This window comes from Actinoplanes italicus (genome assembly GCF_003001815.1).
Lineage (GTDB): Bacteria > Actinomycetota > Actinomycetes > Mycobacteriales > Micromonosporaceae > Actinoplanes > Actinoplanes italicus.
The window spans coordinates 30,204-55,422 of sequence record NZ_PVMZ01000003.1 but is presented as its reverse complement, the minus strand read 5'-3'; the positions used below and the strand labels follow the sequence as shown (position 1 = coordinate 55,422).

The 25,219-nt window shown below is 71.0% G+C and carries 25 protein-coding genes; 5 read left to right on the top strand and 20 right to left on the bottom strand.

Features of this window, described 5'->3' with window-relative positions; translation table 11 throughout:
* Nucleotides 1-87 precede the first annotated feature (87 nt).
* From CLV67_RS07890 to CLV67_RS07875, 4 genes are all read right to left on the bottom strand, one after another.
* Nucleotides 88-369: a GlsB/YeaQ/YmgE family stress response membrane protein gene (locus CLV67_RS07890; protein ID WP_106316525.1), complete on the bottom strand. Its 282-nt coding sequence runs from the start codon at nt 367-369 to the stop codon at nt 88-90.
* An 82-nt stretch (nt 370-451) separates the two neighbouring features.
* Nucleotides 452-2,332 carry a translation elongation factor 4 gene (gene lepA / locus CLV67_RS07885; RefSeq protein WP_106316524.1) on the bottom strand — a complete coding sequence of 627 codons (1,881 nt, stop codon included), beginning with the start codon at nt 2,330-2,332 and terminating at the stop codon, nt 452-454.
* Between the two features lie 420 nt (nt 2,333-2,752).
* A complete protein-coding gene (locus CLV67_RS07880) occupies nt 2,753-3,652 on the bottom strand; it encodes an MOSC domain-containing protein (RefSeq protein WP_106316523.1) in 900 nt (299 codons plus the stop codon).
* 288 nt (nt 3,653-3,940) lie between these two features.
* Nucleotides 3,941-4,474: a DUF4240 domain-containing protein gene (locus tag CLV67_RS07875; RefSeq protein ID WP_106316522.1), complete on the bottom strand. Its 534-nt coding sequence runs from the start codon at nt 4,472-4,474 to the stop codon at nt 3,941-3,943.
* A gap of 54 nt (nt 4,475-4,528) precedes the next feature.
* On the opposite strand from CLV67_RS07875, the gene CLV67_RS07870 reads away from it, so the two are divergent.
* Both CLV67_RS07870 and rpsT read left to right on the top strand, forming a co-directional pair.
* Complete coding sequence (locus tag CLV67_RS07870) at nt 4,529-5,533, top strand: phosphotransferase (RefSeq protein ID WP_106316521.1); 1,005 nt, start codon at nt 4,529-4,531, stop codon at nt 5,531-5,533.
* Nucleotides 5,534-5,696: 163 nt separating this feature from the next.
* Nucleotides 5,697-5,963, top strand: coding sequence for a 30S ribosomal protein S20 (rpsT, locus tag CLV67_RS07865; protein WP_106316520.1), 267 nt, complete (start codon nt 5,697-5,699; stop codon nt 5,961-5,963).
* Between the two features lie 329 nt (nt 5,964-6,292).
* Here rpsT and CLV67_RS54700 read toward each other — a convergent pair whose 3' ends face one another.
* The 4 genes from CLV67_RS54700 to CLV67_RS07845 form a co-directional block, all read right to left on the bottom strand.
* Nucleotides 6,293-7,018: a hypothetical protein gene (locus CLV67_RS54700; protein ID WP_373873142.1), complete on the bottom strand. Its 726-nt coding sequence runs from the start codon at nt 7,016-7,018 to the stop codon at nt 6,293-6,295.
* A complete protein-coding gene (holA, locus tag CLV67_RS07855) occupies nt 7,015-7,998 on the bottom strand; it encodes a DNA polymerase III subunit delta (protein WP_106317086.1) in 984 nt (327 codons plus the stop codon). The genes CLV67_RS54700 and holA overlap by 4 nt, the downstream gene beginning before the upstream one ends.
* A gap of 219 nt (nt 7,999-8,217) precedes the next feature.
* Nucleotides 8,218-10,548 carry a ComEC/Rec2 family competence protein gene (locus tag CLV67_RS07850; protein WP_106316519.1) on the bottom strand — a complete coding sequence of 777 codons (2,331 nt, stop codon included), beginning with the start codon at nt 10,546-10,548 and terminating at the stop codon, nt 8,218-8,220.
* Nucleotides 10,548-11,399 (bottom strand): ComEA family DNA-binding protein, encoded by an 852-nt coding sequence (locus CLV67_RS07845; RefSeq protein WP_373873143.1) that lies wholly within the window; start codon nt 11,397-11,399, stop codon nt 10,548-10,550. Before CLV67_RS07845 ends, CLV67_RS07850 begins: the two co-directional genes overlap by 1 nt.
* A gap of 193 nt (nt 11,400-11,592) precedes the next feature.
* Between CLV67_RS07845 and CLV67_RS07840 the strand changes: the two genes are divergently transcribed.
* Nucleotides 11,593-12,360, top strand: a complete 768-nt coding sequence (locus CLV67_RS07840; protein ID WP_106316517.1) for a putative protein N(5)-glutamine methyltransferase — start codon at nt 11,593-11,595, stop codon at nt 12,358-12,360.
* 10 nt (nt 12,361-12,370) lie between these two features.
* The gene (locus tag CLV67_RS07835) at nt 12,371-13,402 is read left to right on the top strand and encodes a DUF1444 domain-containing protein (protein WP_106316516.1); all 1,032 of its coding nucleotides are present in this window, start codon (nt 12,371-12,373) and stop codon (nt 13,400-13,402) included.
* Between the two features lie 173 nt (nt 13,403-13,575).
* On the opposite strand, the gene CLV67_RS07830 is transcribed toward CLV67_RS07835, so the two are convergent.
* The 7 genes from CLV67_RS07830 to pepN all read right to left on the bottom strand — a co-directional run bounded on the left by CLV67_RS07830 (nt 13,576) and on the right by pepN (nt 20,601).
* A complete protein-coding gene (locus tag CLV67_RS07830; RefSeq protein WP_106316515.1) occupies nt 13,576-14,424 on the bottom strand; it encodes a DegV family protein in 849 nt (282 codons plus the stop codon).
* Between the two features lie 29 nt (nt 14,425-14,453).
* On the bottom strand, nt 14,454-14,807 hold the full coding sequence (locus tag CLV67_RS07825; RefSeq protein WP_106317085.1) for a hypothetical protein: 354 nt from the start codon (nt 14,805-14,807) through the stop codon (nt 14,454-14,456).
* A gap of 35 nt (nt 14,808-14,842) precedes the next feature.
* The gene (locus CLV67_RS07820) at nt 14,843-15,475 is read right to left on the bottom strand and encodes a histidine phosphatase family protein (protein ID WP_106316514.1); all 633 of its coding nucleotides are present in this window, start codon (nt 15,473-15,475) and stop codon (nt 14,843-14,845) included.
* Nucleotides 15,472-15,867 carry a ribosome silencing factor gene (gene rsfS, locus CLV67_RS07815; protein WP_106316513.1) on the bottom strand — a complete coding sequence of 132 codons (396 nt, stop codon included), beginning with the start codon at nt 15,865-15,867 and terminating at the stop codon, nt 15,472-15,474. Before rsfS ends, CLV67_RS07820 begins: the two co-directional genes overlap by 4 nt.
* Nucleotides 15,868-15,906: 39 nt before the next feature.
* Nucleotides 15,907-16,512 carry a nicotinate-nucleotide adenylyltransferase gene (gene nadD, locus CLV67_RS07810; protein ID WP_106317084.1) on the bottom strand — a complete coding sequence of 202 codons (606 nt, stop codon included), beginning with the start codon at nt 16,510-16,512 and terminating at the stop codon, nt 15,907-15,909.
* Between the two features lie 22 nt (nt 16,513-16,534).
* Nucleotides 16,535-18,037: a hybrid sensor histidine kinase/response regulator gene (locus tag CLV67_RS07805; RefSeq protein WP_106316512.1), complete on the bottom strand. Its 1,503-nt coding sequence runs from the start codon at nt 18,035-18,037 to the stop codon at nt 16,535-16,537.
* A 68-nt stretch (nt 18,038-18,105) separates the two neighbouring features.
* Complete coding sequence (gene pepN / locus CLV67_RS07800; RefSeq protein ID WP_106316511.1) at nt 18,106-20,601, bottom strand: aminopeptidase N; 2,496 nt, start codon at nt 20,599-20,601, stop codon at nt 18,106-18,108.
* Between the two features lie 214 nt (nt 20,602-20,815).
* On the opposite strand from pepN, the gene trpS reads away from it, so the two are divergent.
* Complete coding sequence (gene trpS / locus CLV67_RS07795; protein WP_106316510.1) at nt 20,816-21,781, top strand: tryptophan--tRNA ligase; 966 nt, start codon at nt 20,816-20,818, stop codon at nt 21,779-21,781.
* Between the two features lie 4 nt (nt 21,782-21,785).
* Here the strand turns inward: trpS and CLV67_RS07790 are convergent, their stop codons facing one another.
* The 5 genes from CLV67_RS07790 to CLV67_RS07770 form a co-directional block, all read right to left on the bottom strand.
* The gene (locus CLV67_RS07790; protein WP_106316509.1) at nt 21,786-22,223 is read right to left on the bottom strand and encodes a GNAT family N-acetyltransferase; all 438 of its coding nucleotides are present in this window, start codon (nt 22,221-22,223) and stop codon (nt 21,786-21,788) included.
* Between the two features lie 57 nt (nt 22,224-22,280).
* Nucleotides 22,281-23,783, bottom strand: a complete 1,503-nt coding sequence (gene obgE / locus CLV67_RS07785; protein WP_106316508.1) for a GTPase ObgE — start codon at nt 23,781-23,783, stop codon at nt 22,281-22,283.
* A gap of 78 nt (nt 23,784-23,861) precedes the next feature.
* The gene (gene rpmA / locus CLV67_RS07780; protein WP_106316507.1) at nt 23,862-24,119 is read right to left on the bottom strand and encodes a 50S ribosomal protein L27; all 258 of its coding nucleotides are present in this window, start codon (nt 24,117-24,119) and stop codon (nt 23,862-23,864) included.
* A gap of 8 nt (nt 24,120-24,127) precedes the next feature.
* Nucleotides 24,128-24,442 (bottom strand): 50S ribosomal protein L21, encoded by a 315-nt coding sequence (gene rplU / locus CLV67_RS07775; protein ID WP_106316506.1) that lies wholly within the window; start codon nt 24,440-24,442, stop codon nt 24,128-24,130.
* Between the two features lie 191 nt (nt 24,443-24,633).
* Entirely contained in the window at nt 24,634-25,125 is a 492-nt protein-coding gene (locus tag CLV67_RS07770; RefSeq protein WP_106316505.1) for a hypothetical protein, read from the bottom strand.
* Nucleotides 25,126-25,219: the final 94 nt, after the last annotated feature.

Genomic DNA, 25,219 nt, shown 5'->3' with positions numbered 1-25,219 from the left:
CCCGCACCACCGGTTCTCGAGCCGGAAACGCCGAATGCCGGCCCCACCATTGGGGCCGGCATTCGGCGTTTTGGATCAGACCGCGCGTCAGCGGGTCAGGCGGCGACGGCTGCCGGTACCGGCAACCAGCGCGACACCGATCGCGGCCAGGGCGACCTGGAAGAAGAACTCGATCCAGTCGAAACCGGCGGTGGTGGCGACACCGAGCGCACGGGCGAGAACAGTGCCCAGCAGCGCGGCCACGACACCGACCACCAGCGTCAGCCACAGCGGCATGTGCTGCTTGCCCGGCACCACGAGCCGGCCCAGCGCACCGACGACGAGACCGACGATCAGCGCGACGATGATGCCGGTAAGCGTGAGTTCCATTAGGGTCCTCCTCGGGGGTGGAGCTTGTTGGTTGCGTCCGTCGAGCCCCAGAGTTCCCGACCCCTCGAGGAATCAAACCGCCCTATTTTTTTGTCGTCCCCTTGGTGTCAGTGCTATCGGATGTCGAGAGGGCAGCGATGAAGGCCTCCTGCGGCACCTCCACGCGGCCGACCATCTTCATCCGCTTCTTGCCTTCCTTCTGCTTCTCGAGCAGCTTGCGCTTACGGCTGATGTCACCGCCGTAGCACTTCGCGAGCACGTCCTTGCGGATCGCCCGGATCGTCTCGCGGGCGATGATCCGGCTGCCGATGGCCGCCTGGATCGGCACCTCGAACTGCTGCCGCGGGATGAGTTTCTGCAGCTTGGCGGCGATGGTGGTGCCATAGGTGTACGCCTTGTCCTTGTGCACGATCGCACTGAACGCGTCCACCGGCTCGCCGTGCAGCAGGATGTCCACCTTCACCAGGTCGGCGACCTGCTCGCCGGAGGGCTCGTAGTCGAGTGACGCGTACCCCTTGGTCTTGCTCTTCAGCTGGTCGAAGAAGTCGAAGATGATCTCCGCGAGGGGAAGCGTGTAGCGCAGCTCCACCCGTTCGGAGGACAGATACTCCATGCCGAGCAGGCTGCCTCGGCGACTCTGGCACAGCTCCATGACGGCGCCGACGTACTCGTTCGGCACCAGCACTGTGGCCCTCACCACAGGCTCGTGGATCTCAGCGATCTTGCCGGTCGGGAACTCGCTCGGGTTGGTGACGATCGAGTCCTTACCGTCCTCGGTGAAGACCTGATAGACCACGTTCGGAGCGGTGGAGATCAGGTCCAGGCCGAACTCGCGCTCCAGCCGCTCGCCGATGATCTCCAGGTGCAGCAGGCCCAGGTAGCCGACGCGGAACCCGAAGCCGAGCGCCGCCGACGTCTCCGGCTCGTAGGTCAGGGCCGCGTCGTTCAGCTTGAGCTTGTCGAGCGCGTCACGCAGCGCCGGGTAGTCCGAGCCGTCGATCGGGTAGAGGCCCGAGTAGACCATCGGCTTCGGGTCCTTGTAGCCGCCGAGCGCTTCCTTCGCCGGCCGGTTGTTGCCGGTGACGGTGTCGCCGACCTTCGACTGGCGGACGTCCTTCACACCGGTGATCAGGTAACCGACCTCGCCGACGCCGAGCGCCCTGGCCTTCTCCATCTCGGGCGAGACGACACCGATCTCGAGCAGCTCGTGCACCGCGCCGGTCGACATCATCTTGATCCGGTCACGCGCCTCGATCCGGCCGTCGATGACACGGACGTACGTGACCACGCCGCGATACACGTCGTACACCGAGTCGAAGATCATCGCCCGCGCCGGAGCCGCCGCGTCACCGACGGGCGCCACGAACTGCCGGACGATCTCGTCGAGCAGGTGACCCACGCCGACGCCGGTCTTGCCGGAGACCCGCAGCACGTCCGACGGCTCGCAGCCGATCAGCTTGGCGAGCTCCTCGGCGTACTTCTCGGGCTGCGCCGCCGGCAGGTCGATCTTGTTGAGCACCGGGATGATGTGGAGATCGTTCTCCATCGCCAGGTACAGGTTGGCGAGAGTCTGCGCCTCGATCCCCTGCGCGGCGTCGACCAGCAGAACCGCGCCCTCACAGGCCGCCAGGCTCCGCGACACCTCGTAGGTGAAGTCGACGTGCCCTGGGGTGTCGATCATGTTGAGAACGGCGGTCTCACCCTGCTTGTCGCCCTCGCGGACGGTCCAGGGCATACGAACGGCCTGCGACTTGATGGTGATGCCGCGCTCGCGTTCGATGTCCATCCGGTCGAGGTACTGCGCGCGCATCTGGCGCGGGTCGACCACCCCGGTGATCTGCAGCATCCGGTCGGCCAGCGTCGACTTGCCGTGGTCGATGTGGGCGATGATGCAGAAGTTGCGGATACGGCTGGGATCGGTCGATCCGATCACGTTCACGCCGGGGTCGAGCGGTCCAGGCACGGTCTTCCGTTCTTCTCGGGCTGGTCTTCTCGGTCGTACGGGTCCAACACGGGCCGGGGCCCGGTCAGTCTCATGTCCCGGGTCCACCGGACCCGGCCGTTCACACGGCGCGGGCACTCCGGACGCGGTCCGGCCGATCCGGAGCTCTGCCCGCCCCGCCTTGGTACGGCCCGGGCCCGCCGAGCTCCGCCGGCGCTCCCTATCGTCCCACGTCCGTGAGGGCAGCTCCGATCACACCCGTTCGACCGCCCCGCCGACCGTCGTCACGGGCCCCTCCGACCACAGCAGCAGCCTTCCGCCACCGCTTCCCACCTCCACCGTGCCGGGCCTTCAGCGCACCCCCGTCACCACCATCGCCCTGCCTGTCCCGCCTCCGCCGAGCGGGATTCTCACCGCGCCACTCGCCGCCGGGCCGGCAACCTACACTCGCTCGAGCGGACCGTGCTCTCCGGGCGGCAACTCGACGGCGATCGGATCACCCGGGCGGATCGGGCCACCTCGCAGCACGACGCCCATCACGCCCGCCTTGCGAACCGGGTGACCCTCCTCGTCGCGGCTCAGGACCTCCTTGAGCAGTCCGGCCCGGAAGCCGTTGATCTGCGCACACGGATTCCGCAGACCGGCCACGACCACCGCCGGGCGAGGGTCCTCCGCCATGCCGGCAGCGACAGCGTCCCGCTCGACAGCGGCGGCCACCGCAGCCGCGGCCCGAGCCGTCGCCTCGTCCAGCGTCGCGGCCTCGGCCGCCGCCAGCACTGCTCCGACCGGGCCGCCCATCGCCGCCGGCCCCGTCGGCACGGACACCCCTGTCAGGGCCTCCCCTGTCAGGGCCCCCGCTGTCACGGCCCCCGCTGTCACAGCCCCCGCTGTCACAGCCCCCGCTGTCACAGCCCCCGCTGTCACAGCCCCCGCTGTCACGGCCCCCGCTGTCACGGCGGCCTCCGCCGCCGAGGTCTCCGCCAAGCCGGGCGAGGAAGCCTTCGACGGCTGTCGGCCGAAGCGCAGGATCGTGCCACGCGGCAGGCCGAGGAGATTGATTCCGCGGGTGGTGACGTTCTCGCCGAGACCGCCCGCGGGGACATGGAAGCCCTTGCTCGCGACCTCCTCGAACAGCTCGGCGTGGATCAGGTGCACCTGCCGGAGGTTCGGCTGATACGGGTCGGCCGCCACCCGCCCCCGATGTCGCACCGTCACACCGGCATGGACGTCCCCCTCCACTCCCAGACCCGCCACCAGGACGATCTCGTCCCGGTTCGGCTTGGTGAACGTGTAGGCCTCATTGCGGCTGACAGCGGCAACCGTCCCCGACTCATCACTCATGTCACGAGTCTCGCCAACACCCACCAGGTGTCTCGACCCGTTTTCCACCCACCGAGCCTTTCGCCGGCCGAGACCCGGGCCGGGGACGGAAGACGAAGGCCGCGCCGGGACGAAAGGCGAAGACGTGCCGGAACGGGCCAGGCCGGGCCGAAAGGCGAAGACGTGCCGGAACGGGCCAGGCCGGGCCGAAAGACGAAGGCGTCCCGGAACGGGCCAGGCCGGGCCGGGGACGAAAGGCGAAGGCCGGGCCGGGAGGCCGTCTTCAGCGGCCGGAACGGGGCGGAGGCGTCAGTCCGGTGGCTCCAGGAAGAGCGCGGACAGACGTGGCAGGCGGCGGCGCATCTCGTCCTCGTTGTCGAAGTCCCACAGATCGGCCACCTCCGGCCGGATCCTCAGGGACTCGCCGGGCGGCATTGGCCCTCCGGTGGCCTGCTCGTAGGCGCGCCCGGCGATCCCGAGCACCTCCTCCGCCGAGCAGGTCGCGCCCGTGTCGGCCACCGCCTTGACGGAGGACACGGTGGCCAGCACATCCGGTGAGGCCACCACCGAGGCCACGGCTTTGCGGCCGTGTGCGATGAGCCAGCCACGGAAGGCGTCGAAGCCGGCCTCGTCGACGCCACCGTTGATCAGGTAGGCCGCGGCCCAGAGATCCTCCGTGCCCGAGGCGACCATCACCTTGTCGAGGTGGCGGCCCCACGCGACGATCTCCTCCGGATCGCGCGAGACCAGCTCGGCGACGGCACGCTCGGCCACGGCGGCGGGTGTGGCCGGCCGGTCGGCGGTGGCACGGTCGATGACCGCCCAGAAATCGTCGGTTCGCATGCTGCGATCCTGCCAGTGGGGTACGACATTCCCGCGGGCGGCAGGATGTCACCCATGCGGCCGATCACTCTGCCCGATGTCCCGTACGACGCGACCGCCGTACGACCGGATTGGTCTGACCTGCCGGAAACTGTCCGTGAGGCGATCGCCGGACGTCTCGGATCGCCGGTGTCCACCGCGCGAAGCGCTGGTGGCGGGTTCACCCGGGCCTTCGCGGCCGTGCTGGGGACCGGGAGCGGCGAACGCGTCTTCGTGAAGGCGGCACCGCTCGACGACCCGGTCTCGCAGTGGTACGCCCGTGAGGCCGCCGTCACCGAGGCGCTGCCCAGGGAGGTGACCGCCGCCCGCCCGCGATGGACCCTGACCGCCTCCGGATGGTTCGTGCTCTGCCTGGACGCGATCGACGGGCGCATTCCGCCGTTGCCGTGGTCACAGGCCGACCTCGACGCCGTCCTGCGAACCTGGTCGGCCTCGGCGACCGCGCTCGCCTACCCGCCGCCGCGGCTCCTCGAGGTCGGCGTACCCACCCTCCCGGAGATCCTGCGCGACGAGATGTCCTGGTGGTCGCTGATCGCCCGGCGCCGGGAGCCGATGCCGGAGCCCGCTCGCACGACCGTGGCCCCGCACCGTCTCTCCGAACTGGCCGAACTCGAGCGCACCCTGCCGGGCCTGGCGGCCGGCGACGGGCTGTGCCACGGGGATCTGCGCGTCGACAACGTGCTGATCGACGGGGATGGGCGGGCGTGGCTCTGCGACTGGACGTGGCCGTGCCTGGGGGCGCCCTGGTACGACACCGTCACCTTGCTGGTCAGTGCGTACGCCAGCGGCCTGGACACCGACGCGGTGCTGCGATCCTGGGGCGCGCCGGAGGAGGGTGTGGACGGTGCGCTGGCCGCGCTCGCCGGGTACTGGCTGGTACGGGCCGGAGACGGTCCGAGCAGTGCGTCGCCGCACAGCCGGCAGCATCAGCGGTTCAGCGGGGAGCAGGCGCTCGCGTGGCTGGCCGAACGCCGTGGCTGGGACGGCGCTCCGCAGAAGCGGAGCTGGTTCCGCCGCTGAGCCCCGGAGTCGTTTTGGCGGCTCCCGGGCGTGCTGGTAGTCTGATTCCTCGCGTGTGGTGACACGCTGTTGTTTCCTGCACCGGCCTGGCCGGGTGAGACGGCCGCGCGGTGACCACTCGTTTGAGACCATTTTCCCGAACTAGTCAGGACAAGGCTGTCGCGTGGCGAACATCAAGTCCCAGATCAAGCGCAACCGGCAGAACGAGAAGGCCCGTCTGCGCAACAAGTCGGTCAAGTCTTCGCTGAAGACCGTGATCCGCAAGCTGCACGAGGCGAGTGACTCGGGCAACACCGAGTCGGCCACCGCGCTGCTGCGTGACGCTTCGCGCCAGCTGGACAAGGCCGTCAGCAAGGGCGTCATTCACAAGAACCAGGCGGCCAACCGCAAGTCGGCCATCGCCAAGAAGATCGCCTCGCTGTCCGCCTGATCTGCTCGTTCTGGATCAGGTCACGGCCGCACTGACGCGGTCTGTGACTCGCGTCCGCCTTCGCGGTGGAGCGGCATGGACAACAACCGGGCACCGTCCGACCTCAGGGTCAGTGACGGTGCCCGGTTCCATTTCTCAGAACCCCCAGCGCCCCACATACGCGCCACAGATCACCACACCGCCCACGGCCGGACCGAACGTGGTGACCTGCGCCCACCTAGGCGCCGCAGATCACCACACCGCCCACGGCCAGACCGAACGTGGTGACCTGCGCCCACCTACGCGCCACAGATCACCACACCCGGCTTGCTTGAGTCTGGGGGTGCGTCCTATTCGTAGCGGCGCGATGCGGCCTGACGCGCCATCTGCTGGCGTACGTCCTGATCGGCCCAGGCCCGCCGGACCGGCGCGTTGTTGCCACGCGCCTCCTCGACGACGGGCTCCACCGACGACCGCACCGGGTAACCCGCGTCACCGTCGTGGGAGCGGCTCCCGGCCGCGGTGGAGGACAACCCTCGCGAGTACGACCCCGGATAGCCCACCGCCGGAGCGTCGGGCGGGATGGCGGACCCGTAGCCGAAGGCCGAGGACTCCTGGGAGACGACGGGCGCATAGCCGGCGGACCACTCACCGTGACCGGCACGGTTGGCGAACGACGAATACGGCGCGACGGCAGGGCCGTGCCCGTCGAAGCGGGAGGCGCCACCCGGATCGGCCGAAACCGGCGCGGCCGGGGCGGCGGGCTGTCCCATCGTGGCGGGCCGCAGCACGGACGCCCGGGCCGACGTGGCGGCACCGGCCGCCGGCCGCGGCGTGAGCGCCCCGGCGACCAGGTCGTTGAACTTGACCATGAGCGCGACGGTGATCGGCAGCACGATCACGCCCCACCAGCTGACGAGTTCGGCGAGGGCGAGCAGGATGCCGAGGACCACCGCGCCCTCCAGGAAGACGAAGCAGAGCAGCCCGCTCGGCGCCAGGTGGCGCAGGCGCAGCACACGGGCGTAGAGCGGCTGGTGCGGGCGCTCGGCGCGACGGGCACGGACGGTCCTGGTCATCGGGCACCTCCATCCCGGCGGGCGGCCGCGATCGCGAAGACGGTCTGCTCGAGGGCAAAGCCCCGGTCCTCGGCGCCACCCTTGACGGCGGCGTTGCAGTCAGCGGCCGCGCGCATGGCTTCGACCAGGCCTTCCGGGGTCCAGCCGCGGCTGCGGCCCTGTGCTTTCTCGATCTTCCAGGCGGGCATGCCGAGGGTGCCGGCCAGCTGGTACGGGTTTCCGCGCCCGGCGGAGGCGACCCTCGCCACGGTACGCACACCGTCGGCCAGCGCGTCCGCGATCGGCACCGGGTCGACGCCGACGTGCAGCGCCCAGCGCAGGGCCTCGAGGGCTCCCGGCAGGTCGCCGACCATGGCGGCGTCCGCGACGGCGAAGCCGGTCACCTCGGCCCTGCCCCGGTAGTAGCGTGCCACCACGGCTTCGGTGATCTTGCCGTCGGTGTCGGCGAGCAGCTGCGAGCAGGCCGCGGCGATCTCGCGGAGGTCGGTCCCGACCGCCTGGAGCAGCGCGGCCGCGGCGGCGTCGTCGCACCGGGCGCCCTTGCGGCGGAACTCGTTGCGGACGAACGCGACCCGCTCGGAGTCCTTCTTCAGCTTCATGACCGGCACGACGGTGGCGCCGGCGGCGCGGAGACCGTCGGCGAAGGCCTTGCCCTTGGCCCCGCCCACGTGGGTGACGATCAGGGTGACGTCGGGGTCGGGGCTCTTCGCGTAGGCGAGCAGGGCCGCGATCAGGTCTTTCCGCGCATCCTGACCGCTTCGGATCACCAGCGCGCGACGGCCGCCGAACAGCGACGGGCTCAGCATCTCGGCGACCTCACCGGCGGCCAGGGAGCCCGCGTCGTACTCCCGAACGTCCGCACCCGGGTCGGCGGCTCGCGCGGCCTCGACCGCCTCGGCGACGGCACGGGCGGCGAGAAGCTCCTCATCGCCTTGGACGAGCAGCAACGAGGGGGGTGGCGCGGCATTCACGTGCAACATCGTCGCACGGGCGGGCGACAGTTCTGTGAGCCTCACTCGTTAGCGCAGGCCACCGATCACCGAACGCGAAACCAGACATATCGGCGACCGGACATGCCCGCGTCGCCGTAGAGTCGCCTGCCCAGGCCTTACACTGTCGGCATCCCATTTGACCGAAAAGCCACTTATAGAGCACCATACTGTTCAAAATCGGACCCCACCCGGGCGTGTCGAGGCGTGTCAACCAGCGGCCTCCTCCTCACCACGGGCGGCCACGGCCAGGCCGCCGTCCACCACCACCGCCGCCACGTCTCCCGATTCGTCGGTACGCAGGATGCGTGCCCCACCCTCGGCGATCCGCCCGAGCAGGATCGCGTTCGGATGCCCGTAGTCGTTGTCACGCCCCACCGAGACCAGCGCCACCGCCGGATCCACCGCGTCCAGCAGTGACGTGGCCTGCAGCGCACTCCCGTGATGGGCCACCTTGAGCACGTCCGCCCGCAGCGCCTGGGCGCCCAGCCCGGCCACGAGATCCTCCTGCTCCTCGGTCTCCGCGTCGCCGAGCATCAGGACGGTCCGCCCGGCGGCGCCGGCCCGCAGGATGAGGGAGTTGTTGTTCGGGTCCGAATTGGTCCCGCGCATGGGCGTGATCGGCCCGATGACCTCCAGTCGCAGGTCACCGGCGGTGGCCGTCCATCCCGGCCCGGCCGCCTGCACGGTGACGCCGGCCGCCGCGGCGGCCTCTTCGACAGCGGCCCGACCGCCCGCGGGTTCCGGCCAGTCGGGCCCGATGACCGCACCCACCTCCCGGCCGCGGAAGACCCCGCCGACACCACCGATGTGGTCGGCGTGGAAGTGGCTGACGACCAGGACGGCGACGTGCCGGATGCCCAGCCGCCGCAGGCAGCGGTCGACCGGGTCCGGTTCGGGCCCGGCGTCGACGACGACGGCCTGACCCGGACCGGCGGCCAGCACCACGGCGTCGCCCTGACCGACCGCGCACGCCACCACGAGCCATCCGGGCGGCGGCCAGCCTGGCGCCAGCAGCCGCACCGGCAGGGCGCCGAGGATCGCACCGAGGGCGACCACGGTGGCGAGCCGCCGGATGATCACCCGCCGGGCCGCCACCAGGAAGGCCACCGTGAGCGCGGCGAGCAGCACCCCGCCCGCCGCACCACCCGGCCAGGGCAGCGCACCGGCCGGCACCCGTGCGCCGAGGCGGGCCACCAGGACGAGCCACTCGGTGGGCCAGTGCCCGATCCAGGCCGCGAACTCGGCACCGGACGGCCAGATCGGGGACAGCACCGCCGATCCGACGCCGAGCAGGGTGGCCGGTGCGATGGCCGGTACCGCTACCAGGTTGGCGGGCACCGCGATGAGGCTGACGCTGCCGGAGATGGCGGCGACGACCGGGCCGCAGGCGACCTGGGCAGCCGCGGGTACGGCCAGCGCCTCCGCCACCCCGGCCGGGCATCCGCGGCGGCGCAGCCCGTCCCGCCACACCGGAGCGATCAGTAGCAGTCCGGCGGTGGCCAGCACGGACAGGGCGAATCCGGGGTCGGCCGCGAGCTCCGGATCGGCGATCAGGAGCACGGCCGCGCCCGCCGCCAGCGCCGGCACCGCGGCCCGGGTCCGCCCGGTGGCCAGGCCCAGCAGCCCGACGGCGCCCATGGCCGCGGCCCGGATGACGCTGGGCGAGGGCCGCGCCAGGATGACGAACCCGGCCAGGGCGAGCGCACAGAGCACGGCGCAGAGCAGCGGTCCGGCCCGTGCCCGCCGCACCACGAACAGCACGACACCCAGGACGATCGCGACATTCGTCCCCGAAACAGCTGTTAAATGCGTCATTCCGGTTGTACGGAAGTCCTCCTCCAGAGCAGGGTCCAACCGGCTCGTGTCGCCGACCACGAGTCCCGGCAGCAGTCCTCCGGAGTCGTCCGGCAGCGGCTCGCAGGCCCGCTGGAGACCGGCGCGAAGCACGCCCGCCCCACGCTGCAGCCAGGAGGGCCGGCCGTCCAGCCGGGGTGGTTTCCGCGCCGAGAGGACGGCGGCGCGCAGGTCGCCGGGCCGCGACGGCATGAGCCGGCCGGACGCGGTGATCCGCTGGCCGGGCAGCAGTCCGCGCCAACCCGGATCCGATCCCAGCACGAGCGCCCGCGCGGAGAGCCGGATCGGTGCCGCCTCATCGGAGGTGACCGACTCCAGGTCGACGGCGACCAGGTAGGTCGGCGGCCCGAACGTCCGGGTGAGGGGCCGCGGATCGTCCCGGATCACGGCCTCCACCGTCACCGTCTCCCCCGCGTCGACGAGCGCCGCCAGCGCCGGCGCCTCCCGCACCGAGATCCGCGCCGCCGTCGAGATCGCCCCGCACCCGACACCGAGCGCGACGGCCACCCCGATCCACCGTGCCGCCCCACCCCACCGCCGGCCGGCCGTCAGGAGCCCGGCCGCGAGGGCCAGCCCCACCCCACCGGTTACGAGACCCGCGACCGTCGAGAGGTGCAGCGCGGCCAGGGCCGCCGCCCAGAGCCCGATGGTGAACCCCGCGAGCCGCAGGTCGGGTGCCGCCATCAGACGGTCACCAGCTCTTTGAGCTGCTCGTAGCGAGCGTCGCCGATCCCGTCGACCTTGCGCAGGTCGCTGACCCCGCGGAAGCCGCCCTGGGCATCCCGCGCGTCCAGGATCCGCTGGGCGAGCACCGGCCCCACACCGGGCAGAGCGTCCAGTTCGGCGAGGGTGGCCGTGTTGAGGTTGACGAGTCCGCCGGTAGCACCACCGGGGCTGCCGGGGACGACCTGCCCGGAGGGCACTGCGGCTCCCACCATGATCAACTCACCGTCGGCGACCTTGCGGGCCAGGTTGAGCATCGCCACGTCCACACCCGGCTCGGCCCCACCGGCGGCGGTCAGCGCGTCGGCGACACGCGCTCCCGGAGCGAGGCGCACGAGTCCCGGCTTGCGCACCTTGCCACCGACCGCGACGACGATCTCGGCACCGGTGGCCGGCCCCGGTCCCGGCCCGGAGCTGGGCGCCACCGAGACGGTCCCCGCCGGGATCGGGTCGACCCTCGGCCGGGACTTCCAGGCCAGGAACGCCGCGACCAGCACGACGACCACCGCGACCGCGGCCATCGCCCGTACGCCGGGCCGTCCTGGATCGAAAGCCTGCAGCCACTGACGCCGCGAGCTCCCGAAAGCCCCCTCCCCGCTGAGATCAGGGCCGGGCGAGGAACCGGACGACAGGCCCGGCGAGCCGGACGACAGGGCCGGCGAGGCGACGGACACGGAAGCGGTATCCCAGGGATAGCCCGCCCGAACGTCCGAAGACCGCCGTGTACCGCCGCCGGGCGCTCCGGGCCCCGAACGGGCCACGTCCCCTAAAGGGGAGACATCGTCCTCCTCCGCCGACCACGCCGGTATCACGTCCGCCCAGTCCAGCGGCCCGTCATCGGGGACCGCCCGAGTGGTCGCGCTCCCATCGAGCACGGCCCGCAGGCGCGCCCCGACGACGTCACCGCTATCCTTCGCCTCTCGCACGGCCCCGACCGTAGGAAGCATCCCGCTTCCCCGCTCGCGGCCCTGTGGACAACTCGCCAGTGTGGACAGGGAGCGACAGGTGACACGAGGCCAGGCGATAGCCCAGCTGAGGGCCGCGGGCTGCGTGTTCGCCGAGGACGAGGCCGATGTCCTGATCGCGGCGGCGCGGGATGACATCACGCTCACCGCGATGGTCGGCCGTCGCGCCGGGGGCGAGCCGCTGGAACAGGTCGTCGGCTATGCCGACTTCTGCGGCGTACGGATCCGCCTCCGTCCCGGGGTGTTCGTCCCAAGGGTCCGCAGCGAGTTACTGGTCCGGCTGGGTGCCGCCGAACTCCGCCCGGACGCCGTGGTGGTGGACCTCTGCTGCGGTTCCGGCGCCTTGGGCCTGGCCGTCCGGCAGCGGGTTCCGGGCATCACGCTGCACGCCGCCGACCTGGATCCGGTCGCGGTGGCCTGCGCCCTGGAAAATCTGGCCGACCATGGCCGGGTGCACCGCGGTGACCTCTTCGCCGCGCTGCCCGCCGAGTTGTGCGGCCGGATCGATCTGCTCCTGGCGAACGTCCCTTACGTGGCGACCCGCCACATCCCGTTCCTGCCGGCCGAGGCCCGTGACCACGAGCCACGATCGGCGCTCGACGGTGGTGACGACGGTCTCGCGGTGTTCCGGTCCGTGGCCGCCGGGGCGGCACGCTGGCTGGCTCCGGGTGGTCTGCTGATCTCCGAGATCACCGAGGCACAGACCGCGGCGGCGACGAGGGCCGTCGATGAGAACGGATTGACGGCCACCATCGCCACCGACGATGATCTCGACGCTCGCGCGATCGTGGCGCGCCGACAGCGATAGAGGAACTCCCGTGGGCCTGCTGCGTAGGATCGCCCGCGCCCGGCTGGCCGGGCGAGTGGTCCGGTGTCTGCGCCGGGCCGGCATCCGGGGCGCGCGCTACCTCCCGGCACCGTTCGAGATCAGGTTCACCGTTCCCGGCGACGACGAGCCCACGATTCTTCGCCTGGCCGCGCTGCCGTCCGGCCGGAAGGCGATCGACCGGGTGATCGCCGGCCTCCTGCGGCTGCCGCCCGGCTGGCCCGAGGTCGCGCCCCTGCTACGGCCGGTGCTCCGCGGCGCCGCGCCGGGCGCACCGCTGCACCGCCCGGTTCTGCCCTTCCTGTCCGAGTTTGCGGTGATTGATCAACCGGACACCATGACCTATGTGACCCCGGCTCAGGCGGCTGACTGGAAGGTCGGCGCCGACCGGATCTTCGACACCGCCAGGGCCAACCTCACCGGTGCGGTGCTGCAGGGCGTGGCCAACGGTCCGGTGATCGTCCGCTTCGTCGACGACGGCAACTCCTACTGGACCTCGCACCTGCTCCTGCAGGGCTGGCTGGCCCGGCTGTCCGGGCAGGTAGGAGGCGTCCCGGTGGCCTTCGTTCCGGAGCGCGGGACCCTCCTGGTGACCGCCGACGACAGCCCGCTCGTGGCCGCCCTGTTCGCCGAGGCCGAGGCGATCTTCGTGATGTCTCCGCACCCGCTGTCCCCGATGGCCTATCGCAGCGACGACAACGGCTGCACGGTGCCCTACACGGTCCGGCCCGATCATCCGCTGTACCACACGGTCCGCCGGGCCGAGCGTCTCCTGGCCGTCCACGAGTACTCTCAGCAGCCGCCGGACCCATCCGTGCAGTCCGCTCCGATCGAACTGCTGGGCTCCCCCGAGGAGGGCTGGCGGACCCGCGCCCTCTGGCCCGAGAACGCACCCACGCTCCTGCCCGAGGCCGACGAGATCCGGGCCGGCGACCGCACTCTTCCCTGGTCAGCGGTGGTCCCGCACCTCACACCCACGGCGCATTCCCCGGCACGCTGGCTCGCCAAGGCCTGGCCGGTCTGAGATTCAAGAGCCTTTTATCGTACGGCTACGAGGAGTACCGGGGCTCCGAAGCGACGTGGCTGCCCACTCCCGGCCTCGACGCCGCCGCCGGGCTCATGCGGTGGTCACCGGCAGCGCCCACCGCGGTCACACCCGCGCCACGGCCGCGACGGGAACGCGTACCCCGTACGACATCAGGGTCTTTGATGGACGACGACCCCCGCCAAGCCGGGCCCGGTATGCGCGGCGACCACCGCACCCACCTCGGTGAGGTAACAGTCGCGCAGGCGATCGCCGAGCCGCTCGCTCAAGGCTTCGACCAGCGCCGACGCCCGATCCGGAGTGCCCAGATGGTGGACCGCGACGTCGGCCTCCCCGTCGCCGGCCGCCTCCACCGCGAGATCGACGAGCCGGGTGAGGGCCCGCCCGGCCGTGCGCACCCTGTCCCGGACGACGACCGCGCCGTCCTCGACGTGCAGGATCGGCTTGACCGACAGAGCCGTGCCGAGGAGTGCCGACGCCGCGCCGATCCGGCCGCCGCGACGCAGGAACTCGAGCGTGTCGACATAGAAGAGGGTCGTGACGCGGGCCGCGTGCTCGGTCGCGGCGCGGGTGACCGTCTCCAGGTCGTGGCCCTGGCGGGCGGACGCGGCGGCGGCGAGCGCCGGAAAGCCGAGCCCCATCGCGGCGGTCCCGCTGTCGACCACCCGGACCCGGGGGCCGACCTCGGCCGCGGCCAGCTGCGCCGCCTCGTACGTGCCGGAGAGTTTGGCGGACAGATGCACCGAGACGACGCCGTCGGCGCCCTCGTCGAGCAGGCGGCGGTACTCGGAGACGAACTGTGAGGGCGCGGGCCTCGACGTGCTGACGGCGGCCCGGCGCGCGGTGAGCGCGCGGGCCACCTCGGCCGGCGAGACCTCGATGCCCTCCAGGCCGTCCCAACCGTTGATCACGACGGTGAGCGGCACGATGGTCAGGTCATACGTGCCGTTCAGCTCGGCCGGCAGGTACGCGGTGGAGTCGGTGACGACCGCGATGGTCATGCAGGCAAGGTACTTGATTCAGATGTGTGTCAGCTGGCTGCCACCGAGGAGACCTTGAACGGCTTCCCCTGCATACAGGTGGTCATCATGCCCTCGGCGCTCTTTCCGGTCACGGTGACCTCGGCGCCGACCACGAGCGAGGACTTGAGTTTCTCGTCCTCGACGATCAGCAGATGGTCACCGGTGCCGTCCTTGAGGAGCAGGCATTTCGGCTCGACACCGGCCGTGACGGTGCCGGTGAGGACGGTCTCGCCGGGCGCGATGGACAGCGCCGGGACCGGCGAAGGGGCGTCACCGGCGGGGATGGGGGTGTTGTTGTTCGCGCAACCGGCGGTGAGCGCCAGAAGCAGCGCGGCGGGGACGACGGTCTTACGGATCAGCATGGTGTTCAGACGTTCCCTGAGGGCGGACGGTTCCATCAGACCGGCGGCGGAACCGGACGGTCGGCGAAGACTCCGACGTTGTACGCGGACATCTGCCAGCCACGGGCCTCGTCATGGGTGAGCTCCACCCAGTGACAGTTCTGCAGGGCCCGCAGGGTCCGCAGCTGCTCGCGCGGCCAGCCGAGCAGGTGACCGACGCCCTGCCGGGCCGCGGCACCGTGGGTGGCGACCACCACGACGCCACCGGGCGGGGCGAGCAGGGCGGCGTCCAGAAGCGCCTCGGAGACCCGTTTACCCAGGTCGTCGAGGGTCTCCACGCCGCCACCGATGACGTCCTCGCCGGCTGTCCAGCGGGCGTGCTCCTCGGGGCGGGTCTCGGCGACCTCGGTCATGGTGAGGCCCTGCCAGTCGCCGAAGAAGCGTTCCCGGAGGCGCTCGTCGGTGCTGATCGGGAGCCCGGTGCGGCCGGCGAGCGCGGCGGCGGTGTCGGCGGCCCGGCTCAGGTCGCTGGCGACGATCGCGGCCGGGCGAAGGCGGACGAGCAGCTCGGCGGCGTCGGCGGCCTGCCGGCGGCCGAGCTCGTTGAGCGGCACGTCGGTCTGCCCCTGCACGCGGGCGCCCGCGTTCCAGTCGGTGTTGCCGTGCCGCCAGACGATCAGGCGGGTCACGGCGCCTCGGCGCCGGCTTCGGCCAGGTCGCGGTCCACGAACGGGATGATCGGGCAGTCCTTCCACAGCCGGTCGAGGGCGTAGAACTCCCGCTCCTCGACGTGCTGGACGTGCACCACGATGTCGACGAAGTCGAGCAGCACCCAGCGGCCCTGACGCTCGCCCTCGCGGCGCACGGGCTTCGCCTTCTCCGGAAGGTCGAGCAGCGCCTCCTCGATCGCGTCGACGATCGCGATCACCTGGCGCTCGTTCGCCCCGGAGGCGATGACGAAGGCGTCGGTGATGTAGATCTGGTCGCCGACGTCGATGACGGAGATGTCCTGCGCCTTCTTGTCCGCGGCGGCCTGTGCGGCCGTCAGGGCTAGTTCGAGAGCGCGTTCGGTGACGGGCAAAAGGAGTCCCCTCGGTCGGGTTTCAGGACTTCAAGCGTCTCACACCGGCGTGGCAATACCCGAGTCCCGATACAGGCCCCGCTTGTTGATGTACTGCACAACACCGTCCGGTACCAGGTACCAGACCGGCAGACCGGCTGCCACCCGATTACGGCAGTCGCTGGAGGAGATGGCCATGGCCGGCACCTCGACCAGGGTCACGCTGTCGGCCGGCAGATGCTCGTTCGACAGCTCGAACCCCGGCCGGGTGACCCCGATGAAGTGCGCCAGGCCGAGCATGGTGAGCGCGTCCCTCCACGACATGATCCGGGCCAGCGCGTCGGCGCCGGTGATGAAGTACAGCTCTGCCGACTGCCCGTAGACGGCCCGCATGTCACGCAGTGTGTCGACGGTGTAGGTGGGGCCGTCCCGGTCGATGTCGGCGCGGCTGACGTGGAAGCGCGGGTTCGAGGCGGTCGCCACGACGGTCATCAGGTAGCGGTCCTCGGCGGGCGAGACGCGACCCTTCTCGTACGGCTGGCCGGTCGGCACGAACATGACCTCGTCCAGGTCGAACCGTGCCTGGACCTCGCTCGCGGCGACCAGGTGACCGTGGTGGATGGGGTCGAAGGTGCCACCCATGATCCCTACGCGCCGTGCGGACATCCGAGAAGGATAACCGCCGGGATCAGCCGTCCAGTCGGCGGCGAACGGCAGTGAGCAGGTCACCGGCGGTGAACGGCTTCTCCAGCAGCGCCACACCGGGTTCGAGGGTGCCCTGGGAGGCCAGGACCGGCTGGGCGTACCCGGACATGTACAGCACCCGGGTTCCGGGCCGGGCCACGACCAGCCGCTCGGCCAGCTCCTTGCCCAGCATCCCGGGCATCACCACGTCACTGACCAGCAGGTCGATCTCGCCGTCGTGCCGGGCGGCCAGCTCGAGTGCCTGGGCGCCGCCGTCGGCCAGCAGCACCCGGTATCCGGCGCCGGTGAGGATCCGCCCGGCCACGTCCCGCAGCGCGTCCTCGTCCTCCGCGACCAGCAGTGTCTCCCCGTTCCCCCCGGTCTCGGAGGGCCGGTCGGCGGCCTCGGTGTGCGGTGGCGCGACGCCGGCCGGCAGCAGCACGGTGATCGTGGTACCCAGCCCGACCTCGCTGGTCAGCGTCACCTCGCCACCGGCCTGCGTGACGATGCCGTAGACGGTCGCCAGGCCCAGTCCGGTGCCCTCGCCGCTGCCCTTGGTGGTGTAGAACGGCTCGAAGGCCCGCTCGGCCACGTCGTCGGTCATCCCCCGGCCGGAGTCGCAGACCCGTAGCCGCACCTGGGTGTCCAGCAGTCCGGTATCGATCACCAGCTGGCCGCCGGACGGCATCGCGTCGCGGGCGTTCAGTGCCAGGTTGACCAGCATCTGCTCGATCTGGCTCGGGTCGCAGGTGACCGTCGGCAGATCCGGGCCGGGCCGGAAGATCAGGCCGATGTGCTCGCCGACGGTTCGCCGCAGCAGCTCCTGGACGTTGGTGATCAGCGCGTTCAGGTCGACCGGCTGGGGGCGGACCACCTCGCGGCGGGCGAAGGCGAGCAGCTGATGGGTGAGTTCGGTGCCGCGGTTGCCGGCCCGGATCACCTGCCGGGCGTCCGAGGCGATCATCGCGGCGTCCGGCTCGTCCGACTCCGCCTCCTCGATCACGAAGTTGGCGTAGTTGAGGATGACGCCGAGCATGTTGTTGAAGTCGTGCGCGATGCCGCCGGCCAGCTGTCCCAGGCTCTCCAGACGCTGGCTGCGGTGCGTGTGAGCCTCGGCGCGCAGCCGTTCCTGCTCCTGTTCGGCGCGCAGGCGCTCGGAGATGTCCCGCACCACCGCGACGGCGAGCCGTCCCTGCGGGGTGTCGATGAGCGCGGTGGACGACTCGACCGGGAACTCGGTGCCGTCCCGCCGGCGCGTGGTGGTCACGATCCGGCCGACCGCCCCGGCCACGCCCTCCTCGACCAGGCGCTGCCGTTCCGGGAAGAGGGCCCGGGACTCGTCGGTGAGCAGGACCTCGACGGACTGGCCGACGAGTTCGTCGGTGGGCCAGCCGTACATCTGCCCGGCCCGGTCGTTGGCCAGCACGATCCGGCCCCCGGCCAGGACCAGGATCGCGTCCGGTGCGGCCTGCAGCAGACCGCCGGACAGCTCCTCGGACCACTCCACGCATCCACCCCCGTAGCCTCAAGGCTACGAGTACCGCGAGGTCACGGGGGTGGAGACCGGGAATCCGGTCACCCGCGAGCGACCAGCGCCCGGCGCATGTCGTCGTCGGAGTCCTGCACCACGCGACGCAGCGTCTGGTTGAGTCCGGGGGTGTCGATCAGGGCGGCGGCCAGCTGCCGGGTCCGCTCCGAGACGGCCACCGACGGGTACGCCACTGACGCGATGTGCTCGGCGCTCATCCCGCTGCGGATCCGCAGCATGTCCGGCATCTCGGCGAAGTACCGGTCGACGTACGGCTCCAGCAGTGCCAGCTGCTCGGGCTGCCAGAAGCCGCTCGCGGTCCGCTCGGCGAGACGGTTGGAGAGCGACGCGTCGCCGACGATCGCGTTCCAGGCCGCCTCCTTGGCCGCCGCGTCCGGGCGGGCGGCGTGGCACACGGCGGCCCACTGCTCGCCGGAGGCGCTGCGGTCGCGTTCCCGCGCGGCGTCGATCTCAGCCGCGTCGGCGACGCCGAGAACGGCCAGCCGGTACAGGATCAGCCAGCGCAGGTCGGCGTCGACGGCCAGGCCGTCCGGCACGTTCTCGCCGGCCAGCCAGCCGCGCAGCCGGGCCGTGTCGATGGTCGCGCCGATCAGGCCACGGGCCGCGGCCAGCTGACGCGAGTCGCCCGGCGGGACGGCGGCGAGCAGCCGGTCGGCGGCCTGCGCGAGCAGCTCGAGCGCTGCCGGGCGGGACTCCGGGCCGGCGTAACGGTCGACGAGACCGCGGGTGGCGCGCAGCACGTCCTCGACGACCGCTGTCTCGCTCTCCACCGGCAGGGCGGCCAGGACGAGGGTGACCAGCTCGGCGACCGGACGTTCGCCGTCGACCACGGCGTCCAGGGTGGCCGCCCAGATCACCGCACGGGCCAGCGAGTCGTCCAGGCGGGGCAGCAGCAGCGGAACGGCGGCGGCCGAGTCGTCATCGAGGCGGATCTTGGCGTACGTCAGATCGCCGTCGTTCAACAGCAGCAGGTCCGCGGCCGGCTTCCCGGCGAGCTCGGTCAGCACCGTACGCCCGACCGCCTCCAGCTCCACGTCGAGGCGTTCCCGCAGCACCACGCTGCCGTCCGCCGCCCGGTCATAGAGGCCGACGCCGATCCGGTGCGGCCGCAGGGTCGGGTGCTCCGCCGGGGCGGTCTGCAGCACTGCCACCTCGGCGTAGTTCGCGCCGTCCCGGGTGACCTCGGTGCGCAGCGTGTTGACCTGGGCCTGTCGCAGCCACAGCTCGGCCCAGCCGGACAGATCGCGGCCGCTCGCCTTGGAGAGCGTGCCGAGCAGGTCGGCCAGGGTGGCGTTGCCGTAGGCGTGTGCCTCGAAGTGCGCGTTGAGCCCGGCCAGGAACGCGTCGTCGCCGAGCCAGGCGACGAGCTGCTTGAGGACAGCGGCGCCCTTGGCGTACGAGATCCCGTCGAAGTTGAGGAGGGCCTCCTCGGTGTCACCGACGCGCGCCGGTGCGACCGGGTGGGTCGACGGCCGCTGGTCGGCACGCAGGCCCCACGCCTTGCGCTGCATCGCGAACGTGGTCCAGGCGTCGGTGAACCGGGTGGCCTCGGCGGTCACCCGGGATCCCAGGTACTCAGCGAACGACTCGTTCAGCCACAGGTCGTCCCACCAGGCCATGGTGACCAGGTCGCCGAACCACATGTGCGCCATCTCGTGAGCGATGACGTTGGCCCGGCGCTCCCGGTCGCTGTCGGTGACCGCCGAGCGCGGGATCATCTCGTCCCGGAACACGACGAGGCCCGGATACTCCATGGCGCCGAAGTTGAACTCGGGCGCGAACGCCTGCTGGTAGTGCCCGAAGGGGTACCGGATGCGGAACATCTCGTGGAACCGGTCCAGCGACTGCCGGGTCAGCTCGAACAGCTCGGCGGACTGCGCGTCCAGGTGCTCGGCGAGCGCGGCGCGGGCGTACAGCGCCAGTGGGATGCCGTCGTGCTCGGCGGTGACCACGTGGTACGGCCCGGCGATCATGCTGGCCAGGTACGTCGAGATCCGCTTGGTGGGCGCGAACTCCCACCGGCCGCCGTCGCGCGAGACGAGCGCGCCGTTGGTGGCGACGAGCCACTGCTCGGGCGCGGTGACGCTGACCCGGAAGACGGCCTTCATGTCGGGCTGGTCGAAACTGGGCAGCACCCGGCCCGCGTTGTTGATGAACAGGTGCTGGTAGAGGTACGTGTGTCCGTCCGCCGGATCGGTGTAGCGGTGCAGACCCTCGCCGTCGTTCGAGTAGCGCATGTGGGCGTCGACGACCAGCTCGTTCGCCTCGGCCAGGCCGGTCAGCTCCAGGCGGCCACCGGTCGAGGCCTCGGGCGGCAGGGCGGCGCCGTTCAGCGTCATCGAGACGACCTCGACCGGATCGAAATCGAGGAAGGTCGCGGCTCCGGTCCGGGCGCGGAACCGCACCAGCGTGCGAGCGCGGAAGGTGTCACCGGAACCGGTCAGATCCAGGTCGACATGGTAGTCCTCGACATCGACGAGGGATGCTCGTTCGACGGCCTCGGAGCGGGTCAGGGTCGGCATGACGACAATCATGCCCGCAGGGGAGCGCGGCCCTTCCGACGGGCGGGCTACTCTGAATCTCATGCGCGTTCTCAGCAACAACTGGTGGCTGCCCTGACCGGGCGGCTGACCTCACGCGCGTAATCACTTCGCGGCCGCCCTCATCGGGCGGCCGTTCTTCGTTTCCGGTCTCCCGGTGGTGCGCGTTCGCCCGTACCCGCAAAAGGAGATCGACATGACGACCACCCGCCGCCTGACCGGTTTCAAGCCCACCGGCCATCTGCATCTCGGCAATCTGCTGGGCGCTCTGCGCCCCCTGATCGCCGCACAGGACAGCACCGATTCGATCGCGCTGATCGCGGATCTGCACGCCCTGACCATCGAACACGACCCCGATCGGGTACGCGCTCTCACGCTCGAACAGGCGACGGTCATGCTCGCCGCCGGAGTGGATCCGGAGCGCACCCCGATCGTCGTGCAGTCGCAGGTTCCCGAGCACACCGAGCTGCACTACCTGCTGGAATGCGCGACCGGGTTCGGTGAGGCGGCCCGGATGATCCAGTTCAAGGAGAAGTCGGCCGGCGGCGGGCACGTCCGGTTGAGCCTGCTCACCTATCCGGTGCTGATGGCCGCCGACATCCTGCTGCACGACATCCGGCAGGTTCCGGTCGGCGAGGACCAGAACCAGCACCTGGAGCTCGCCCGCACGATCGCCACCAGGTTCAACGGCCGCTACGGGGAGACGTTCACGGTGCCCGAGGGCGTACGTCCGGAGGCCGCCGCCCGGGTGATGGATCTGGCCGAGCCGACCGCCAAGATGGGCAAGAGCTCCGGGAACGGGCAGATCGGGCTGCTCGACCCGCCGGACGTGGTGCGGCGCATCATCGCGCGCGCGGTCACCGACGAGCTCGCGGTGGTCCGGCGGGACCGCGAGGCCCAGCCGGGCGTCACCAACCTGATCGACATCCTGGCCGAGTGCGCCGGGCGGGAGCCGTCCGACCCGCACCGCTACGGGGTACTGAAACGCGAGGTCACCGATGCGGTGGAGGCACTGCTCGCGCCCATCCGCGTGCGGCATGCGGAGCTCGCCGCCGATCCCGCCCACGTCCGGAAGGTCCTGGCGGAGGGCGCGGCGAAGGTCCGGGCAAGAGCTCAGGCGACGGTACGCCGGACGCGCGCCGCCATCGGGCTACTGGACTGACCGCTCATTGGACCGGGGCCGGCAGCCGCTTCTCGAAACGCACCAGCCCCGGAGCCGCCGGCGTCACCTGCCGGTAGCCCGAGGACTGGTAGAGGGCGATCGCCGCGGGCAACCGGACCTCCACCTCCAGACGGAGCAGGGGCCGGCCCGCGGCGAGCGCCTCCTCCTCGACCGCCACGATCAACTGCCGGGCCAGGCCGCGGCCGCGGAAGGCGGGGCGGACGTACATCCGGCTCAGCCCGGCAGTGCCCGGTTCGAGTGCCTGCCACGACCCGCAGGCCACCGCGCGGCCGTGCACCGCACCGACCAGATACTCGGCGTCATCGTCCGGTTCGAGGCTCCGAGTCTCCGCGCGGACCCCGAACTCGGCCAGCTCCCACTGCTGAGCAGCGAGAAGAGCGGCGAGTTCCGGGTCCAGGGAGTCGCGGATTTCGATCAGCACGGAGGTGACCCTAGGTGACGTCCCTTTCCGGCGGGTTGCGGTGATCTGGCCTGCGGCCTATCCCTCGATGTCGTCGTCCTCGTCGTCGCTGACCAGCACCGGGCGGCTCGAATTGGAGATCGTGCTGACCGTGCCGTCGGCGGACATGTGGACGAGTTCGTCGTCGTTGCGGATCCGGCGGGCCTTACGGGCCGCGAGCCGCTGTGCCGCGGACGGCCGGGTGTCGAGCTCCTCGAGCCGCGAGTCGGTGCCGCGCGGGCCGGAGACGTACTCGCCGGCGTTGGGCTGCCAGTCGAACTCGCGCGCGCCGATCCGGACCGGGTCACCGGCCTTGGCGCCCTTCTTGGCCAGCTCCGTCTCGACGCCGAGGCGCTCCAGCCGGTCACCCAGGTAACCGATGGCCTCGTCGTTGTCGAAGTTGGTCTGCTTGATCCAGCGCTCCACCTGGGTGCCGCGGATCACGAAGACGCCGTCCTCGTCCTGCTCGATGGTGAAGCCGGTGTCGTCGATCGCCCGCGGGCGGATCACGATCCGGGTGGCCTCCTCGACCGGCTTGTTCGCGCGGTACTCGGCGACCAGCTTGGCCAGGGCGAAGCCGAACTCGCGCAGACCCTCGCGGGTCATCGCGCTGACCTCGAACACCTGGTAGCCGCGGGCCGTGAGGTCCGGGCGGACCATCTCGGCCAGGTCGCGCCCGTCCGGGATGTCGATCTTGTTGAGAACCACGATCCGCGGCCGGTCCTCCAGGCCGCCGTACGCGGAGAGCTCGGCCTCGATCGCGTCGAGGTCGGCCAGCGGGTCACGCTCGATCTCCGGCGCGGCCGCGTCGAGCACGTGCACCAGCACGGAGGTGCGCTCGATGTGGCGCAGGAACTGCATGCCCAGGCCCTTGCCGGTGGCCGCGCCCGGGATGAGGCCTGGCACGTCGGCGATGGTGTAGGTCACCTCGCCGGCCTGCACCACACCCAGGTTCGGCACCAGCGTCGTGAACGGGTAGTCGGCGATCTTCGGCTTGGCCGCGGACATCACCGCGATCAGCGACGACTTGCCGGCCGACGGGAACCCGACCAGGCCGACGTCGGCGACGCTCTTCAGCTCGAGCACCACGTCCAGCTGGTCGCCGGGCTCACCCAGCTCGGCGAAGCCGGGAACCTTGCGCCGGGCGTTGGCCAGTGAGGCGTTGCCCCGGCCGCCGCGACCGCCACGGGCCACGGTGAACTCGGTGCCGGCGCCGACCATGTCGGCCAGCACCTCGCCGTCCTCGGTCTGCACGACGGTGCCGTCCGGCACCTTGAGAACCAGGTCCCGGCCGGTCGCGCCGTCCCGGTTCGACCCGGCGCCGCCACCACCGTTGCTGGCCTTGATGTGCGGGTGGAAGTGGAAGTCCAGCAGGGTGTGCTGCTGGGGGTCCACCACCAGGGTGATGCTGCCGCCGTGCCCGCCGTTGCCGCCGTCCGGTCCGCCGAGCGGCTTGAACTTCTCCCGGTGTACGGAGGCACAGCCGTGGCCACCGTCACCCGCCTGCAGGTGCAGCACTACCCGGTCGACGAACGTGGTCACTTCCAGCTCCTACTGCTAACCGAAGAAAAACGACAGCGGGCCGCGGACCCGAGGGTCCACGGCCCGCTGTAGAGAAAACTACTGCGCGACCGGCACGATGCTGACGGTCTTGCGACCGCGCGAGGTGCCGAACAGGACGTTGCCGGTGGCGAGCGCGAACAGTGTGTCGTCGCCGCCACGGCCGACCAGGTCGCCGGGGTGGAACTTCGTGCCCCGCTGGCGGATCAGGATCTCGCCGGCGTTGACGAGCTGACCGCCGAACCGCTTGACGCCCAGCCGCTGAGCAGCGGACTCACGGCCGTTACGCGAGCTGGATGCACCCTTTTTATGAGCCATGTCCGCGCCTACTTCCCGCTCTTGATGCCGGTGACCTTGACGCGGGTCAGCGGCTGACGGTGCCCCTGGCGCTTGTGGTAACCGGTCTTGTTCTTGAACTTGTGGATCCGGATCTTCGGACCCTTGGTGTGCTCGGCGATCTCGCCGGACACCGTAACGTTGGCAAGCTTGGCCGCTTCGGTCACCAGGTTGTCACCGTCGACGAGGAGGACCGCGGCGAGGGTCAGGGCGTCGCCGGGCTGACCCGCGAGCTTCTCGACCTCGATCACGTCGCCCTCGGCAACCTTGTACTGCTTGCCGCCGGTCTTGACGATCGCGTACATCGGACGCGGACTCCCTGAGACTTACGCAGCCGCATGGCTGCTGGCGGATGTTGCTGAGAATCCGGCAGGCGCTCAAGTCATCCACTCGAGTGATCCACTCAGGTGATCCCGAAGCCGCGCACGGAACTAGCGCCGAAAAGGCGCCGTCGGAAAGACTACTTCATCGCAGGGCCGAGACCCAAACCGGGCCGTCACCCGCGGCCGCAGGCCTTGTCCAGCACGCCGTGAAGGTCGGCCAGCTTCTTCTCGTCGACCTTGGTGACGTCACCCTTGAGAGCGGTGACCTGCGCCCCCATCGACCCCAGCGCCTTCTTGACCGTGGGGTCGGCGGCCAGCTTCGACATGTCCAGCAGGGCGAAGGAGAAGTTCTCCAGATCACGAGTGACCTTCTCCTGGGCCTTGGCCTTCGCCTCCTTGCCCTCGGCGGCAGCCTTGATCAGGAGCTGGTAGTCCTCGGCGAACGTCTTGCCGAACTCGTTGCTGGTCCGGCTGGCCTGGGCACAGATGGCCTCGGTGTCTTCGGAGAGCGCGGTGTCGGTCGGCTTCTCGGCCTGCTGCGACGCGGCCGCCGTACCGCCCGCCGCGGCGGGGTCGGTCCCCTTCGCGGCAGGTTCGTCGCCGCCGGAGCAGCCGGTCAGAAACACAGCGGAGATCGCCACCGCGGCGAGGGCAGGGATACGCATGGGACTCGGTCTCCTCGGGGGACAGGGATCGACCCCGCAGAGGGTAACGGAAAACCCGGCCCGGCAGTTAACTTTCTTTACAGCTAACTGCCGG